The following is a 16904-nucleotide window of genomic DNA, read 5'->3' as shown; positions in this document are numbered from 1 at the left end:
CTCGCTGCCAGATGCTGTGTGGAAATGCCGTTGAGGAAACTATTTCATGCACTATAAGGATATCGTCATGCCGTACACTTTTCGTTCCTCCCGTGCGTATGTATCGCTCTGTGTTGTCGCTGCCGCGTGTACCTTGATGGTGGGCGCGTTGCCCGCCATCGCCGCGCAGACCGACGAGCCTGCGCCTGCACGCACAGTGGATCAGGTCGACCATCTCTTTGGCGTTACCCTGCATGACCCTTACCGCTGGATGGAGGGTGCGCACAATGCTGAATTTCAGCAGTGGCTCGCTGCACAGGGTGATTACACGCGTGCAAAGCTGGATGCATTGCCCACGCTGAAGTTCTGGCAACAGGATCTCCAGAAGATCAATGGCACCACGGTCGTGCACCGCTCCCAGCGCTACGTTGACGGAAGCTTGTTCTTCATCCGCGAGGAAGCGCAGGGCAACGGCACATTGATGGTGCGCGAGGCCAACGGCGCCGAGCGCGTGCTGCTCGATCCGGCGACCTTGGCAGGCGATGGCGGCCACGCCTCGATCACTTTGTTCGTACCCTCGCCGGATGGCAGCAAGGTCGCGGTGGATATCGATCACGGCGGTAATGAAGTCACCCGTATGGAAGTGCTCGATGTGAAGAGCGGCAAACCGACCGGGGATGCCGTCGAACCGGTGTGGGGCGAATTCGGAGCCGAGTGGCTGCCGGATGGAAGCGGCTTTGCCTACACCCAGATGGCGCCCCCCGCGCAGCGCACTAACGGCGATCCACTGCAAGACATGCGTCTTCGCTTTCACCGGTTGGGAACGCCATCCGCGAGCGATCCGATATTGCTGCGTGCCGGTAAGGGCGAGGGTGTCAATCCAAGCTTTACGATGTCGTCCAACCGTTTCCCGGATGTCCAGTTCCGCACAGATTCGCGCTGGGCGATCGCCGAAGAGCAGGGCGCGCAGATCGAACAACGCTATTGCGTGACCATGCAAACCGAGGCGATAAAGCCTGGCGCGACGTGGCATTGCATCGCCGATTTCGATGACGAAATAGTCGACGCCGATATCCACGGTAATACGCTCTATCTGGTCTCTACCCGCACACGTTCCAACGGCGAATTGCTTGCACTGGATCTGTCGCGGCCGGATGCATCGCTCAAGGACGCGCACCCCATCCTGTCACTGCAGGATGACGAGATGATCGTCGACTCCAACCTCGACGATACGCAAATGATCGCGCCGGCACGCGACGCCTTATACGTAAAAGTGGTGAGAAACGGCATCGATAGTATCCGCCGCATCGACTATCGCACCGACAAGGTCGAAAATGTGCCGATGCCGTTCCCCGGTTCCGCCGCGTTATTTCATGCTGACGACAATCAGGACGGATTCGTGCTTGGTTTGCGCAGCTGGACCACGCCTCCAAAATTCTGGCGCTACGACCCGTCGACACGAAGCCTGCGCAGCCTCGGCCAGGACGAGGCCAGCCCGGCCGATTACAGCATGATCGAAGCGACCGAGACCGAGCTGGTCAGCAAGGATGGCACGCATGTGCCGCTGACGATTGTGCATCGCAAGGATGTCGCACTGGATGGCTCGCACCGTGCCATCGTTTTTGGTTATGGCAGCTATGGCATGTCCATCGTGCCATCGTTCCGACCGGTGCGGCTGGAATGGGTCAAGAACGGCAACATCTTCGCCTATGCGCACGTTCGTGGTGGCGGCGAAAAGGGCGAGGCGTGGCATAAGGCCGGCAAGGGTCCGAATAAGCACAAGGGCGTGGAGGATTTTGTCGCTGCGGTAGCGCGACTGAGCGAGCTCGGTTACAGCCGCCCCGAGCGCACCGCGCTGATTTCCGGCAGTGCGGGCGGTCTATTGCTTGGTGGGGCGGTAGTGGGTTATCCCAGTCGTTTCGGTGCCGCCGTCTTCATGGTCAGCCTGCTCAATCCAGTGCGGCTGCTGCAGGAGCCTAACGGCGCCAATCAAATGGGCGAAATGGGTGACCCGAGCAAGGCGGCGGATTTTCCCTGGATGCTGGCGATGGACCCATACCAGCAGATCCATCCGCATACCGCTTATCCCGCGATGATGCTCGACGTCGGTCTGAACGACAGCCGCGTGGCGCCATGGGAGACCGGAAAATTCGCGGCGCGCCTGCGCGCTGCCAATACCAGTGGACGGCCTGTCTGGATCCGCACCGATGCGCATGGCGGACACGGCATCCAGGCCTCGCTCGGCGCGGAGGCTGCGGAGTATGCGGACGTATTCGCCTTCCTCGATGCGCAGCTGCCAGTTACCGCGACACACCCGTAAACCGCAACCGATAGATGCCTGAAGATATCGGTGTGATCCCATGCTTGGTGTCCATGATGTGGACATCAAGCGCTCAGGGCGCACGTCGGCAACGGGAGAGACACATGGACCAAGCATGCGTATTTTGCCGCATTGTAAGCGGCCACAAACCGGCGAGCAGGGTGTGTGAAGATGAATTTGCCTTGGCGTATATCGATCTGCGGCAATTCCATCCGGGGCATACGCTGGTTGTTCCAAAAAAGCATTTGAATGATGTGCGCGAGCTGACGCCCGATATGGGACTTGCGCTGATCATGATGATTTCACGGGTCACTTAGGCAGTCGGCTCCGCATTTCTCAATCAAGGAGTGAGCGTGCGGCACTCCATCGGCCAAGCCGCGTTCCAGGAGGTTCCTCATCTTCATTTTCACGTCCATCCAAGGCATGCGAACGACGGGATGCTTCGGATTTATCCGCACGATCCCATTGCGCCGGAAAGACCGACCTTGGATAGTTATGCCGATACGCTAAGGTCGTGCCTCACCCTACGTTGAGCGATTGCACACCATGACAAGCTCGACCCAGGCACCACTCTTTATCGTCAGCACGGGCCGCTCCGGCTCCACGATGCTATCTGAGCTGCTCGCCCTGCATCCGGACATCCTGAGCCTTTCGGAGCTGTTTAATGCGCTTCATCCGCTGGGGTTTCGGTTGGACCCGGTTGATGGTCCGACGTTTTGGTCCATGCTGTGCGAACCGCGCGCACGCCATACGGCGTGGCTTCGATTGATGGAGCGAGGCCTGGTGATTGAGGAGTTTCGTTACCCATTGGCGCGGGCGCTGCGCTTTCGCGAGACAGGCATTCCGCCGCTGTTGGCGATGACGTTGCCGCTGCTCACCGAGGACCCCGACGGGCTCCACGAGGAACTGGGTGCTTATGTGCAATCGTTGCCACACGATCGACTTCATCAACACTATTTGCACGTTTTCCAGTGGCTGAGTACGCGCCTGGGCCGTCGGTTCTGGTGTGAGCGTTCGGGTGCGTCCTTGGGCCTCGTGCATCCGTTGTCGCACTTCTTTCCCGATGCCAAGTTCATTCACGTATTTCGCGACGGGCGGGAATTCGCGCTTTCGGCGAGCCGCTTCGCACCGATGCGGATGGGGATTATCGGCAACATGTTCAAAAGACGCTTCGGTTCGGCGCCTTATCTGGCGCCGACGTATCAGGCGCCCGATGATCTGCCACGCGAGTGGCGCGGGCTGGTGCCCGATAGCTTCGACGTCGACGTATTCCATCGCTTTGAACTGCCGCTCGATCAAATCGGCCTGGCGTGGTCGGAGATGATTACCGTGGGTCTGAAGCTGCTGGAGAAAGTTCCTGCCGAGCGCGTACTCCACGTGCGCTACGAATCGATGCTCGATGCGCCTCGCGCCGAACTCGAGCGCATCATCCGCTTCATGGACGCCGGTTTGGACAATCCTGCATGGCTTGCACTAGCGGCCGGTCGCGTGCGCCAAAACCCGCCCAAGTGGATGGCCTTGCCCTCCGACCAGCGGGCTCGCCTTGAATCGGCGTGCGCGCCTGGCATGGAGCAGCTCCGTCGCTTCGCATGAACCATTCCGGTCATGCTGGCATTGATCGCAAGACGTCGACGATCAGCATCACCTGTACTTCTCATCGGCTTGAGCAAAGGCGTAATGTACGCCGTCCAAGATGCGCGGCAATGGAATAACGGTCGGAGACGGCGATGGCGGGAGATGGGGTGGTGGAGGCGGAAGCGCACTGGCTCACCATGGCCGATGGTCAGCGCTTGTTTTTGCGTGACTGGCCGCATGCTGCTGCGCGCCATGCCGTATTGATCGTGCATGGCCTGGGTGAACACAGCGGGCGCTATGAAGCGCTTGCACAGTGGTTTCGTGCGCAAGGTTATGCCGTGCGTGCGTACGATCAGCGTGGCCATGGCCACAGCCCGGGCCCGCGGGCCGCGTTGTCGCACGAGGATGATCTACTGCGTGACCTCACTGCCATCTACGATCACTACACCAACAGCGTTGGCAGACGGCCTTTGCTGTTGGGTCACAGCATGGGCGGCGTAGTAACGGTGCGTGCAGTGCTTGATGGTCGCGTGGCACCGCCGGGGCTGGTGTTGTCGTCGCCGGCCTTGCGTTCATATGCCAGTGCGCCATTGCGCCGGCTTGCAGCGGTGCTCAAGCGTGTGGTGCCGAATCTGCCGCTGCGCAACGGATTGCCGCTGGAAGGGCTCTCGCATGACGCGAAGGTGCTTCAGGCCTACCGTAATGATCCGCTATGCATAGGCATGGTGACGCCGCGCATGGCCGATTTCATTTTCCGCGCCGGTGCATCGAGCATTGCTGATGCATGGCGTTTGCGGGTACCGACCCTATTGCTGGTCGCCGGCAGCGATCGCCTGGTGGATCCCTCCGGAAGCAAGGAATTCTCCAACGGTGCGTGGGCCACCAAGCAGCTGACGAGCCGATTTTTCGACACGCTTTTCCATGAGCTGTTCAATGAGGCTGAACCGGGTCGCCACCAGGTGCTGGCGCAATTGGCCGAATGGTTGCGGCGCACGCTGCATTGAGTCACGCATGGATTGGGATCTTCACGCACTAGAGGCCCAGATCGGCGCGCTATCGCATGATCGTTCGCTACGCGAACCGCGTGAGCTTGGACGCCGCATCGATGCATTGGAGCGGCTTGAGTGCTGGATGCTGCGCGCCGATCTCATGGCCGACGCGTCGCTTGCGCAGCGCGCCGAAGTGCTGACAGCCGAATTGGAGGCAATCAATCGCCACGTGTACCAGACGCTACGCAACGATATTCGACAGGGCGACGGTGCACGGGTGCTGCACGAATGGCACGCTACGTTGCGTCGAATCGGCGATGATGAGGGTTACGACGCGTTGGATGAGCTGATTGGCGGGGTGCTCCAACTTGGCGAACCGCAGGATGAGGCGGAGCTGGAGGACGAGATGGTCTTCTATCAACCCACGCCGGCACGGCATATCCTGGATTTCATTCAGCGTGTACCGCTGAACAATCGTGATGTCGTCATCGATCTGGGTTCCGGTCTCGGTCACGTCACCATGCTGACGGCGATCTGCACGCAGGCGCGTTGCGTGGGTGTCGAGCTGCAAAGGAGTTATGTGGAAACGGCCACGCGATCCGTGCATGCGCTTGGTTTGCGCAATGCCCAATTCATTGCCGAGGATGTGCGCCAGGCGCGTCTGTCGGACGGAACGGTGTTTTATCTGTATACGCCGGTCACCGGCGCGATGCTGCGCACCGTATTGGATAGGCTCAAGTGTGAAGCGCAAAGCCGTGCGATTCGCGTTTGCACTTTGGGGCCGTGTACGACGGTGGTTGCAAGGGAGTCGTGGCTTCGCGCGGATGGTGAAGCCGATCACAAGCGAGTCGCTTTGTTTCAAAGCCGCTAGCACAAAAAAAGCTGCGGCATCCGCGGACGCCGCAGCTTCTCTTTTAGCGATGACAGTTGCTGTTACGGTCGTGGGCCTCTGCGTATGCCGCCGAAGATCAGCGACAAGATAAAGAGGATGACGAACACGATGAACAGGATTTTCGCAATGCTTGCCGCACCTGCGGCGATACCGCCGAAACCGAACACGGCGGCAATGATGGCGATGATGAAAAATACGGCGGCCCAATAAAGCATGGCAATCTCCGTGCAGATCGATGACAGGCCGGGCGCGGTAGTGCGTTCGGCGTTATCGATTCGACCAATGCGGTCGTGAATACGGCGTACGCGATGTGTACGCGGAGCACGCGAGATTCATGCTGGTGAAGGTGGTGCGTAGGGCGTGTCGGCAGGCTGTGCAGGGATCGCCATGCGGCCGTGAACGGGTGCGCTTTGTCCTGACTTTCAGGTCGGAGAACATGCCCAGGGTTCCACGTTTAGGGATGCCTGGTTTTCCCTAGAGAGGGGAGGCTGTTGCGAAACGCCCCATCAATGAGACGTCTTACGGTGTCGCCGCATCCTTCGGCAGATCACCAATCATGCGCACCGCAAGCCCATCATAGTTGTAGTCGAAGTGATGATCGCCCGGCATCTCGTACACCTTCACCCATTTGGGCAGATGCGGATCGTCGCACACGGTGTCATCGCTATCGTCGTGGCCGTAATAGCACACGAGCGGCGGCTGACCCTCGAGTGCGACGATCGGCGGCAGCGCCGGATAGTGCGGCACGGGATTGATTCGTTGCTTGAGTTCCTGCAGGTGCGTCTTCAACCAGTTCTCGCGCACCATGATGTAATCCTCCATTTCGATCTCGAAGTTCACATCCATGCTGGGCGAAAGCAGCACTATCTGAGTGATGCGCGCACGGTTGGCGGGGCTGAGCTTGTTCACGATCGTCGGCAGCACGTCGGCGCCGAAGGAAAAGCCGATCAGCCATACCTTTTGCTTGTGCCACTGGCTGGTGTATTGGGTAATCAGCGCATCCAGGTCTTTCGCCGATTCGTCTGCCGAGCGCATGCGCCAGTAGTAATCCAGGCAGCTGATGCCAAGTACAGGCACGCCGCGCGCGACGAGCCGTTGACCCAGTTGCTTATCCAGATCGCGCCAGCCGCCATCGCCGGAATAGAACACCGCCAGCACGTCGTCATGGCCGGCCGGTGCCTGTGTGGTAGGCATCAACTTGACCGTCGCGTGTTCCAGGCTTGGATGCGGGAACGGCTTAAAGATGACCAGGACGGCGATGACTGCCAGCACGACAACCACCGCAGCAATACGCAACTTCATCGACGCACGACTCCGCTAAGGCCGCCTGAAATCAGGCTGGCGACATTGGTGAGCACCACCGGCAACGCAATGCCGCCCGGGGCTGCCAGGTACCGCGGTTCCCATTCCGGATCGAACTTGTCCTTGTAGCGGTGCAGGCCCTGGAAATTATAGAAGCGTTCGCCGCGTCCGAAGATCAACGCGCCGAAACGGTTCCACAGCGGCGCCTGGCGGCGGCTTTGCAGACCCGACAGCGGCGCCATGCCGAGATTGAACCAGCGATAGCCTTGCGCCTTGGACCACTGCATCAATTCCACGAACAGGTAATCCATCAACCCAGGCGGTGCATCGGGCAGGAAGCGCATGAGGTCCACCGACGCCTCTTCCATGCTGTCGGTAAGGAACAAGTTGGCGAAGGCCACGGCTTTGTCGTGTTGCCAGACCACGGCCATGGGGGTGCGGCACAGATAGCGCTCGTCGAACGCACCCAGCGAGAAGCCCTTTTCGCGCGCGCGTTTCTCATTGAGCCATGCATTGGAAATGTGCTTCAGCTGGGTCAACAACGCCGGCACGCCTTCGATCGGCACGATTTCCAGGCGCAATCCTTCGCGCACCAGCTTGTTCACCGTGTTGCGCAGCACTTTTTTAGACTTACCGTCGAGGTTGAACTGTTCGAGCTTTACGCGTGCTTCCTCGCCGATCTTCAGCAGGCTCATGCCCACTTCCAGATAGAGATCAAGATCCGCCGGGTTCACCTGATAGAACACCGGCCAGCCGCCAGCGCGTTCGCAGCGTTCGCGGAAGGTCCACACAAGCTCCTGCCGCGCGCGGTCGTCTCCTCCGATGGGATCGCCCATCGCCACCCAGCTGCGACCTTCGATGCCGTACATGATGAAGGCTTTGTCTTGCGGATCGAACAGCAGGCTCTTGTCGCCCATCAACGCAAGATGCGCTTGTGCGGAGGGGTAGTGCTTGATCAACGGCAGTGCGCGTGACAGACCGGCTTCGTCCGGCAGCGTGGGGCGTGTACGGGCAGAACGGATCAGCGTGGTGAGCGCGAACAGGAACGCCACCCCGGCGGCGCCGACCAGCGCACGCAGCGCGCGCGGCGCATTGCCGTGATAAAAACTGAATTGCCACCACAGATCACTGCTGTATTCCACGTGCTGATAGCTGAAAAGCACGAGCCACACCGTGCAGCCCAGCACCGTGGCACAGGCCAGCAGCCAGCCGAACGAAAAGGTCATATCGAACAGCGAAGCGCGGCGATAGAACAACCGATGCGCAGGCGACAACGCCACCGCGAGCAGGATCAGCAAGCCGGCTTCTTCGTAATCGATGCCTTTGAGCAGCGAGGCCACGGCACCAGCCACCAGGAGCACCAGTGTCAGCCAATAGGCCGCATCCAATCGGCGCTGCAGGCCGCGTGCGAGTATTAGCAGCGACATGCCAATCACGCTGTTCAAGAAATGCGAAATCTCCATCACCGGCAGCGGCAGCAGATCGCTGAGCAACTCCAGGCGACCGGGCAGCACGGCGGTCGCGCCGGAGAACAGCAGCACCGCGCCTGACACCAGCGTGAGACCCGCAAAGAAAGGCGGCAGAATGCCGTTGAACCATGGCGAAAGCAGTGCCGTCTGGCGCAGCCCGTGCGCTTCGCGGACCACCACGGCGACGGTCGCCGCGCACAACGGCAGCAGATAATAGACACCGCGATAGGCTGCCAGTGCACCGAGAATCGGCGCGGACAACGCTTGATTGCCGGTGGCGCCGAAGCCCGCCAGCATCACCGCTTCAAACACGCCCAGGCCGCCGGGCACATGGCTGATCAGGCCCGCGATCTGCGCAAGCGCGAAGATCGCCAGGAATGAACCGAAATGCAGCGCCAGCGAATCGGGCATCAGTGCATACAGCACGGCCGCGGCCAGGCCCCAGTCCAGCGCACCGACAAACACCTGGCGGATACCCACCGAAAACGGCGGAATTCGCACCGCCCAGCGCCACAGCTTCATCGGCCGGCGCAGCAGAGCACCGCCCAGCAGCCACAACAGTGGAATCAAGCACAGCGCCACGCCCAACAGCAGTCGCGCGTGAGCGAACGGTATGCCCGGCGGAATCGGCACCAGCAACAGTGTGGCGCCGGTGATGGCGAACAACCCAAGCCAGAAACTGATCGTGCAAAACACCACCACCTTGGCGACATCCATCGTCGACAAGCCGGCCTGGATATAGAACCGGTAGCGAATCGAGCCCGATACCAGCATTGCCATGCCCAGCGTGTTGCTGAAGGCATAGCTGATGAACGAGATCAGCGCCACGCGCGGCTTCGGCAGCGAGCGGCCGATCGCCTTCAACGCGAACAAGTCATACAGCGGCATCACCGCATAGCCGAGCGCGGTAAGCACGATCGCCTGGCCGATGCGTCCGCGGCGCAGGCGATGCATGTATTCGCCGACCTGGTGATAGCTCACCTCGCCGGCCAGGCGATACAACGCCCACAACGCCAGGGCTAGCATCAGCACCGACAATGCCGGACCGCCGAATCGACGCAGCCATACCGGGCCGGCCCGGTTCAAGGCGTCTTCTTGGCTAAGGACTTCGGCCCCGCCTTGTTGCTCCACGCTACGAATGCCTCTCTGGTCCCCAGACCGCGATGGTGCCATAGGTGCAATGACACCGATTAGCGTCGATCCTGCCGCCCTGGCGAAAGCCGGGGCCTAGCGTCTTTGTGGTGGAAACCCCCCGGGTCCGGTTTTCGCCGGCGCGGCTCAGGTCCAAAACAAAGGGCGCTCCGATAGGGAGCGCCCCGGTATGCATCACGCCGATGCGGCTCAGCTCTTCTTTACTTCGAAGGTCTTGCTGGCAGCCGGCTTGCCGTCCACCGAGATATCCACCTTGTACTTGCCCTCCGGCCACAGGTCCGGATTCTGCACGCGGAAGGTAGTAGTGCTGGGGCTGTCGGCGATGATCGATTGGCTGGTGCTGACGATCATCTGGTCCTTGTCCACGTACGTCCATTTGGCGTTAAGCGTTGCACCCGGCGTGCTGCCGGTGGTTTCCACGCTTACGTAGATGGTCTTCTGGCTCGGCGAGAAGGTGGTGAGTTCCTTCCTGACCTTGTGGTCGGTGGTGACGGTGTCGCCCAGCGTAATCGTGCTGACCTGGAAACCGTCGGCGGCAGGCGCGGCTGCCGATGCCACGGTGCTGGCTGCGGCCGGTGCGGGAGCCACCGCCGCCGGCGCGGTGCTCGTGTGCGCCGGCGCTGCGGCCGTGGCGCTCGACGTCGGATGCGCGGCGGTGCTGGCCGGTGCCGGGGCCGTGCTGGATGCGGCCGGCTGATTCGCGGGCTGCTGCTCGTTCTTGCCGCAGGCGCTGAGCGCCAGCAGGCCTACCAAGGTAACGCCGTAGAGGGCGGCGGAACGTGCGGAGAGTTTCATGTGCGGGGATTCCGAAAGAATGAAAAACGTTACCGGGGACCGGCGTTCAAGCAGTTGTTAAGGCTAGCGCCCACGATCTGAAGTGCCGATGACCGGCCCCAGGCATCCGCGGGAGTTTAACGTTATTGACGCGCGCCGCGAGCATTGTCCGGCAGCGCCTTGTCTGTACTGCGGAAAGGGTTGATATCCAGCCCCCCGCGGCGCGTGTAGCGGGCATAGACGCTCAGTCGTTCCGGCGCGCAGTACGTCATCACGTCGGTGAAGATGCGCTCCACGCACTGTTCATGGAATTCGTTATGGGTGCGGAAGGACACCAGGTAGCGCAGCAAGCCTTCGCGGTCGATCGGCGCGCCGCGGTAGGCAATCTGCACGCTGCCCCAGTCGGGCTGTCCGGTCACGGGGCAATTGGAGCGCAGCAGGTCTGAGAGCAGGGTTTCTTCCACAATGCCGGCGCTGTCGTCGACGTGCAGGTAATCGGCCTTGGGTGGACCATAGTGGTCGATCGTCACCGGCAGCGCGTCGATCGATTCACCGGCCAGATCGGCAAATACGTGCTGCGCGGTACGTGGCGAGCGAATCGTCACCGTCACCACCGCGCCGGCGACGCGGGTGAGATCCTGCTGCAGCAGCGCGCTCAGCGCCGCCGCGTTGGCGACGGGTTCCTGCGCAAAACCGTTGAGATAAAGCTTGAAGGACTTCGATTCGATGATGTTGGGCGAGTTCGCCGGCACGTGGAATTCGGCCACGCCCACCATCGGCTTGCCGTGCATGTCCAGCCAGGAAAGCTCGTAGGCGTTCCAGATATCCACGCCCTGGAACGGCAGCGGTTCGCGTACGCCGATCTCATCGCGTTTGGACTGGCGGGGAATGGGAAACAGCAGGGAGGGGTCGTACCGGTCGGCGTAGACGGTGTGCTTGCCGAGGGGGGAATGTTCGGGGGTGGTCATCTGCGCATTGTAATGCGTACGGCTTCCCTGCTTTCCGGACGCAGGGAAGCGCGATTTTGCGAGGACGGCTCCCTCCCCTACGCCGTGGGGGAGGGTTAGGGTGGAGTAAGGCAAGCTCGCACAACCCCACCCCAGCCCTCCCCTGCAAGCAGTGGAGGGCGCGCTGCGGGTGTTTATGCAGATACCCGCATCGTCACTACGCGCAAACCGCTACCGCCTCCACTTCCAACAAGACCGACGGATGAAACAGCTTCGCCACCTGCACCGCTGAACTGGCGGTGGCGTGTTCGGCAGCAATGTATCGATCGCGTACTTCCCGGAAGGCTGGCAGGTCGCGCGTGATATCTGTAAAAAAGACCGTTACTTTCACGATCCTGTCGAACCCGCTGCCGCCTTCCTCCAGCACCGCAGCGAGGTTGGCAAACACCTGCTCGGCCTGCGCGCGAAAATTGCCCACGCCCACCAGCTCGCCTGTCGGGCCCAGCGGTACCTGGCCAGACACGAACAGCAGATCGCCGACGCGGGTAGCGGCCTTGATGCCGGGAATGGCGAAAGTCGTCGAAGGCTGAATACGTTGGATGGTCTCCATGGCGATCACCGTCCGATATGCACCATGCCTGCCGGTGCATAGCGCGCGCCGGCCACGGCTTCGGAGGGAAAGATGCGATCGATCGATGCCAGTTCCTCCTCGTCCAATCGCACATCCAGCGCACCGATGTTTTCATCCAGGCGCGAGCGGCTGCGCGTGCCGGGTATCGGCACGATGTCGTTTCCCTGTGCAAGCAGCCAGGCCAGCGCGAGCTGCGCCGGCGTACAGCCTTTTTCCGTGGCCAGCGTTTCCACCTGCTTCACCAGCTGCAGGTTGCGCGCGAAGTTTTCGCCCTGAAAACGCGGGTTATTGCGGCGGAAATCGTCGTGCTCGAAGTCATCGGGGGTTTTGATCGCTCCGGTGAGGAAACCACGGCCCAATGGCGAATACGCTACCAGTGCGATGCCAAGCTTGCGGCACATGGCCAAGGTGCCGTTTTCTTCCGGATCGCGCGTCCACAGCGAAAATTCGTTTTGCAGCGCCGTGATCGTATGCACTTTGCTGGCGCGCTCGATGGTTTGTGCCGCCGCTTCCGACAAGCCCAAATAACGCACCTTGCCCGCTTTCACCAGTTCCGCCATCGCGCCGACGGTTTCTTCGATCGGCACGTTCGGATCGACGCGATGCTGGTAGTAAAGATCGATATGATCCACGCCAAGCCGCTTCAGACTGGCCTCGCAACAGGCACGTACATAGTCCGGACGGCCATTGATACCGCGCTTGGCCGGATCGGCCGGATCGCGCACGATGCCGAACTTGGTCGCCAAAAACACCTGATCGCGACGGCCCTGGATCGCCTTGCCGACCAGCCCTTCATTGGTAAAGGGGCCGTAGATATCGGCGGTGTCGAGAAAGTTGAGCCCACGATCGAGCGCATGATGAATCGTGGCGATGGATTGGGCGTCATCACGCGCGCCGTAGAACTCGCTCATGCCCATACAGCCCAGGCCGATGGCGGAAACCGTGGGACCGTTCTTGCCGAGTATGCGTGTGTGCACGATGGAAACTCCTGACGGGGGTGGGTGAAGCCGGCAGCGAATCTTCGGCTTACGCAGTCGCGCGATAAATGCTCAATAATGAGCTTCACTATTCCATTTGGATCAACAATCCATGGACCGCCTCGACGCCATGCGCCTGTTTACACGAATCGTGGAGCTGGGCAGCTTCACCGCCGCCGCGGACGATCTGAACCTGCCGCGCGCCACCGTCACGCACACCATCAAGCACCTGGAGGCGCGACTAGGCACGCAGCTCCTGCAACGAACCACGCGCCGCGTGCGCGCCAGCCGCGAAGGCGAGGCGTATTACAGCCACTGCATGCGCCTGCTCGCCGACGTGGATGCGGTCGAAGCGGATTTCCTGCAGGCGGCCGTGCAGCCACGCGGCCGCCTGCGCGTCGACCTGCCCACCCAGTTTGCGCGCATGTGGGTGATACCCGCGTTGCCCGCATTCTTCGCGCGCTATCCGTTGCTCGAACTGGACATCGGCACCGGCGACCACTTCGTCGACTTGCTGCGCGAAGCTGTCGATTGCGTCGTGCGCGTCGGCGCGCTGCCCGATTCGAGCCTCGTCGGCCGGCGTGTCGGCACGCTGGAACAAGTCACCGCGGCCAGCGCGAGCTATCTGCGTAAACACGGCACGCCGCGCGTGCTGGCGGACCTACAAAACGGCCACTACGCCGTCAACTGGGCTTCGCCCACCACCCACCGCACCGAATCGCTGGACTTCATGCAGGGCCGCAAGCGCCGCCAAGTGATGCTGCCTGGACGCGTCACCGTCAGCAGCGTCGAAGCCTACCGCGCGTGTTGTGAAGCAGGCCTGGGCATCGCACAACTTCCGCGCTATCGCGTGGCGGACGGATTGGCCGAAGGGCAGCTCAAAGAAATCCTGCCGACCATGCCACCGCCGTCACTGCCGGTGACGGTGCTGTATCCACCGCATCGTCAAATGCCCGCCCGCCTGCGCGTGTTTGTGGATTGGCTGGTGGAGGTGATGGGGAAGCAGCTTTAGGAAACATCCGCATGGATGTCATTGCGTGCAAGTGCGAGTCCGTTTTGGCAGGCAGCAGGATCGATGCCACTCAAGATGGCGTCAACCAGAATGCGGCGTGCGGATAGGATGATCACACGGTACGCATTCTCTTACCGATGTATACGGGACATGCTACGCCGCTGCCCATCCTGGCCTTGCATCGCCGCTTCCTCGTTACCGATGAAGGCCATGCTTGTCGCTGCTTTGAGGCGTTTTTCAGCAGTGTGCTGAGCATTCGCTGTGCGCAAAAATGTAGGGTTTTTCCTAATCATTAAGCGCTATTGAGGGCCTATCTGCATGAGTGCAGTCTTCTGCGGACTCATTGCGCAGAGACAGCCATGCGTTCGTTCTATCGCCATTTCTATTTTTGGGTGCTGGTGGCCATCGTCGCAGGCGGAGGGATCGGCCACTACCTTCCGGAAACAGGGATTGCGCTCAAGCCCCTGGGCGATGGTTTCATTGCGCTGGTGAAAATGCTGATCGGTCCGATCATCTTTTTCACGGTGGTAACGGGGATCGCCAACGTATCGGATGTCAAGAAGGTGGGCCGGATCGGCGCCAGGGCGATCATCTATTTCGAGATCGTATCCAGCTTCGCCCTGGTGATCGGCTTGCTGACGGTCAATCTGCTCAAGCCGGGCGCCGGCTTCAACGTCACGCCCGAATCGCTCGATGCGTCCATCGTCTCCTCGTATGCGAAGGCTGCGCATGCGCAAGGCTTCACGCCGTTTCTGCTGCATCTGATTCCAACGACCTTCACCGATGCGTTCGGCGGCAACGGCGATTTGCTCCAGGTTTTGTTGCTGGCCATGCTGTTTGGCTTCGCCATGATTCACGTCGGGGAGCGCGCCAAACCGGTGATGACGCTACTGGAAGGGCTATCCAGCGTGTTCTTCCGCATCATGGGCATGATCATGCGCGTAGCGCCGCTGGGTGCGCTCGGCGCGATGGCCTTCACCATCGGCAAATACGGTCTGGCGAGCCTCGGGCCACTGCTGAAGCTGATGGGAGGCTTTTATCTGGCCTGCATCCTGTTCGTGCTGGTAGTGCTCGGCACCATCGCACGGGCAACGGGTTTCAGCATCCTGAAGTTTCTGCGCTATATCCGCGACGAGCTGCTGCTGGTGCTGGGTACATCCTCATCGGAGTCCGCACTCGTGCCGCTAATGCAGAAACTTGAGCGCGTGGGTTGTGCGCGGGCAGTGGTTGGCCTGGTGGTGCCGAGCGGGTACTCGTTCAATCTGGACGGCACCAACATCTATCTGACCATGGCGGCGCTGTTCGTCGCCCAGGCATTGAACGTCGAGCTGACCTGGACGCAGCAGTTCACCCTGCTCGCCGTTGCCATGCTGACCTCCAAGGGCGCCTCCGGGGTGACCGGAGCCGGTTTCATCACGCTGGCGGCGACCTTGGCCGTCGTGCCATCGGTGCCGGTAGCGGGACTCGCATTGATCCTGGGCATCGACCGCTTCATGAGCGAAGCGCGTGCGCTCACCAACATCATCGGCAACGGCGTGGCCACCATCGTGGTTGCACATTGGGAGAAGGAACTCGACCACGCCCGCATGCGCGCCATCCTGGATGGCCATCAATCCTTCAGCCGCGCGGACTGAATGGGTTTGCTTGCCCGATACCGCACAACAAGGGTTCCTTCTCCAAGGAGACCATCAATGAAATCCGTTCGCAGAACGATCCAATACCTCGTCGGCATGGGCGTAACCGCCAGTGCCAATGCCTACGACATCAATCATTGGCCAACCCAATATGTCGCACCCGACGGCACTGAGCTGAGCGTTACCGGCAACTACCAGTACGACGCCATGTTCGCGCACCGAACCTCGCTCATCGACGACGCGCATACGCATCGGCGAAAGGAGCTGGGGGTCGCAGCGCGCAGCAAGGGTAAGTGGGATGCGATCGTCTACTTCGATTTCCAGTCCAAGACCTGGTTGGATGTGTTCTGGCGCATGGACAGTCAATGGCTGTTCGGCGCCGATTACGGCAAGTTCCGCATCGGCTACTCCAAACTACAGGTAGGCTTTGAAGGGGGCACTGCTTCACGCGCTTACAGTTTTGCGGAGACGTCATTGCCGATGCAGGCCTTCTTCCAGAATCGCCGCACTGGTGTCGACTGGACGCTGGATCGACCGCATTATCTGTTCAATGTCGGCTATTACTTCGCCGGCGATCTGCAAGGAAAGAACGACGGCACCACGGCTGTGGCCCGCGCTGCCTGGACGCCGCACAAAAGCGCGGGCGATGTCCTGCATCTGGGTATCTCCGCCTCGGTGGAACATCCCCACGGTAGCAGGGATGGCCTCAATAACTACAACGCGCCGACGGCTCGCTGGCGAGCACGGCCGGAAGCCCCATTTACGAATGTGCGCCTGGTCGATAGCGGCAATCTGAATCACCTAAGCCACCATCGGCGACTGGGCCTGGAGGGTTTGTGGATCGGTGGTCCATGGTCGGTCCAGGGCGAATATCTGCAGGTCACCACATCACGTAGCACGGGTCTCCCCAGTTATACGGCGGACGGCTACTACGTCTTTGGCAGTTACCTGCTGACCGGAGAATCGCGGCAATACGCCGCCGGCAACGTCGGCAATCCTCTGCCTGCCCATCCCTGGGGCGCATGGGAAGTATTGCTGCGCTATAGCGCGCTGAATCTCGACCAGGGTCAGGTGCGCGGCGGGCATGAACGTGATCTCACGCTGGGCGTCAACTGGTATCTCACCCGCCATTTCAAGCTTCAAGCCAACTACGTCAACGCACACGCCATTCGGCAGGGGCAGCGATATCAACCCACCATCACGGAGTTGCGCGCTCAGGTTTATTTCTGAGCCGCGTTTGTGTCGGAGAAC

Annotated in this window: 14 protein-coding genes and 1 pseudogene; 8 read left to right on the top strand and 7 right to left on the bottom strand. The window is 61.0% G+C overall.

The window, feature by feature from the left end; all coding sequences use genetic code 11:
- The first annotated feature begins 67 nt into the window (after positions 1 to 67).
- From DWU98_RS18970 to DWU98_RS18950, 5 genes and pseudogenes are all read left to right on the top strand, one after another.
- Positions 68 to 2299, top strand: a complete 2232-nt coding sequence (locus tag DWU98_RS18970; protein ID WP_158545119.1) for a prolyl oligopeptidase family serine peptidase — start codon at positions 68 to 70, stop codon at positions 2297 to 2299.
- Positions 2300 to 2313: 14 nt separating this feature from the next.
- A pseudogene (locus DWU98_RS22485) lies at positions 2314 to 2832 on the top strand (HIT family protein).
- Between the two features lie 13 nt (positions 2833 to 2845).
- Complete coding sequence (locus DWU98_RS18960; RefSeq protein ID WP_115497150.1) at positions 2846 to 3892, top strand: sulfotransferase family protein; 1047 nt, start codon at positions 2846 to 2848, stop codon at positions 3890 to 3892.
- 134 nt (positions 3893 to 4026) lie between these two features.
- On the top strand, positions 4027 to 4878 hold the full coding sequence (locus DWU98_RS18955) for an alpha/beta hydrolase (RefSeq protein ID WP_115497149.1): 852 nt from the start codon (positions 4027 to 4029) through the stop codon (positions 4876 to 4878).
- Between the two features lie 7 nt (positions 4879 to 4885).
- Positions 4886 to 5734 carry a methyltransferase domain-containing protein gene (locus DWU98_RS18950; RefSeq protein WP_158545117.1) on the top strand — a complete coding sequence of 283 codons (849 nt, stop codon included), beginning with the start codon at positions 4886 to 4888 and terminating at the stop codon, positions 5732 to 5734.
- A 62-nt stretch (positions 5735 to 5796) separates the two neighbouring features.
- Here the strand turns inward: DWU98_RS18950 and DWU98_RS18945 are convergent, their stop codons facing one another.
- The 7 genes from DWU98_RS18945 to DWU98_RS18915 form a co-directional block, all read right to left on the bottom strand.
- Complete coding sequence (locus DWU98_RS18945; RefSeq protein ID WP_115497147.1) at positions 5797 to 5970, bottom strand: DUF1328 domain-containing protein; 174 nt, start codon at positions 5968 to 5970, stop codon at positions 5797 to 5799.
- A gap of 304 nt (positions 5971 to 6274) precedes the next feature.
- The gene (locus DWU98_RS18940; RefSeq protein ID WP_115497146.1) at positions 6275 to 7057 is read right to left on the bottom strand and encodes an AcvB/VirJ family lysyl-phosphatidylglycerol hydrolase; all 783 of its coding nucleotides are present in this window, start codon (positions 7055 to 7057) and stop codon (positions 6275 to 6277) included.
- A complete protein-coding gene (gene mprF / locus DWU98_RS18935; protein WP_230474941.1) occupies positions 7054 to 9612 on the bottom strand; it encodes a bifunctional lysylphosphatidylglycerol flippase/synthetase MprF in 2559 nt (852 codons plus the stop codon). The genes DWU98_RS18940 and mprF overlap by 4 nt, the downstream gene beginning before the upstream one ends.
- A gap of 255 nt (positions 9613 to 9867) precedes the next feature.
- On the bottom strand, positions 9868 to 10473 hold the full coding sequence (locus DWU98_RS18930; protein ID WP_115497144.1) for a hypothetical protein: 606 nt from the start codon (positions 10471 to 10473) through the stop codon (positions 9868 to 9870).
- A 122-nt stretch (positions 10474 to 10595) separates the two neighbouring features.
- Positions 10596 to 11420 carry an NADPH-dependent 7-cyano-7-deazaguanine reductase QueF gene (queF, locus tag DWU98_RS18925; RefSeq protein ID WP_115497143.1) on the bottom strand — a complete coding sequence of 275 codons (825 nt, stop codon included), beginning with the start codon at positions 11418 to 11420 and terminating at the stop codon, positions 10596 to 10598.
- A 196-nt stretch (positions 11421 to 11616) separates the two neighbouring features.
- Complete coding sequence (locus DWU98_RS18920) at positions 11617 to 12009, bottom strand: RidA family protein (protein ID WP_147293373.1); 393 nt, start codon at positions 12007 to 12009, stop codon at positions 11617 to 11619.
- A gap of 5 nt (positions 12010 to 12014) precedes the next feature.
- Entirely contained in the window at positions 12015 to 13007 is a 993-nt protein-coding gene (locus DWU98_RS18915) for an aldo/keto reductase (protein WP_115497141.1), read from the bottom strand.
- Positions 13008 to 13119: 112 nt separating this feature from the next.
- On the opposite strand from DWU98_RS18915, the gene DWU98_RS18910 reads away from it, so the two are divergent.
- From DWU98_RS18910 to DWU98_RS18900, 3 genes are all read left to right on the top strand, one after another.
- Positions 13120 to 14019 (top strand): LysR family transcriptional regulator, encoded by a 900-nt coding sequence (locus DWU98_RS18910; RefSeq protein WP_115497140.1) that lies wholly within the window; start codon positions 13120 to 13122, stop codon positions 14017 to 14019.
- A 359-nt stretch (positions 14020 to 14378) separates the two neighbouring features.
- Positions 14379 to 15653, top strand: a complete 1275-nt coding sequence (locus DWU98_RS18905; protein WP_115497139.1) for a dicarboxylate/amino acid:cation symporter — start codon at positions 14379 to 14381, stop codon at positions 15651 to 15653.
- 57 nt (positions 15654 to 15710) lie between these two features.
- Entirely contained in the window at positions 15711 to 16883 is a 1173-nt protein-coding gene (locus tag DWU98_RS18900) for an OprO/OprP family phosphate-selective porin (RefSeq protein ID WP_115497138.1), read from the top strand.
- Positions 16884 to 16904: the final 21 nt, after the last annotated feature.

The sequence above is a fragment of the Dyella monticola genome (genome assembly GCF_003363155.1).
GTDB classification, from domain to species: domain Bacteria; phylum Pseudomonadota; class Gammaproteobacteria; order Xanthomonadales; family Rhodanobacteraceae; genus Dyella_B; species Dyella_B monticola.
Note: the sequence above shows the minus strand (reverse complement) of the source record. Positions and strands in the feature narration are given on the sequence as shown.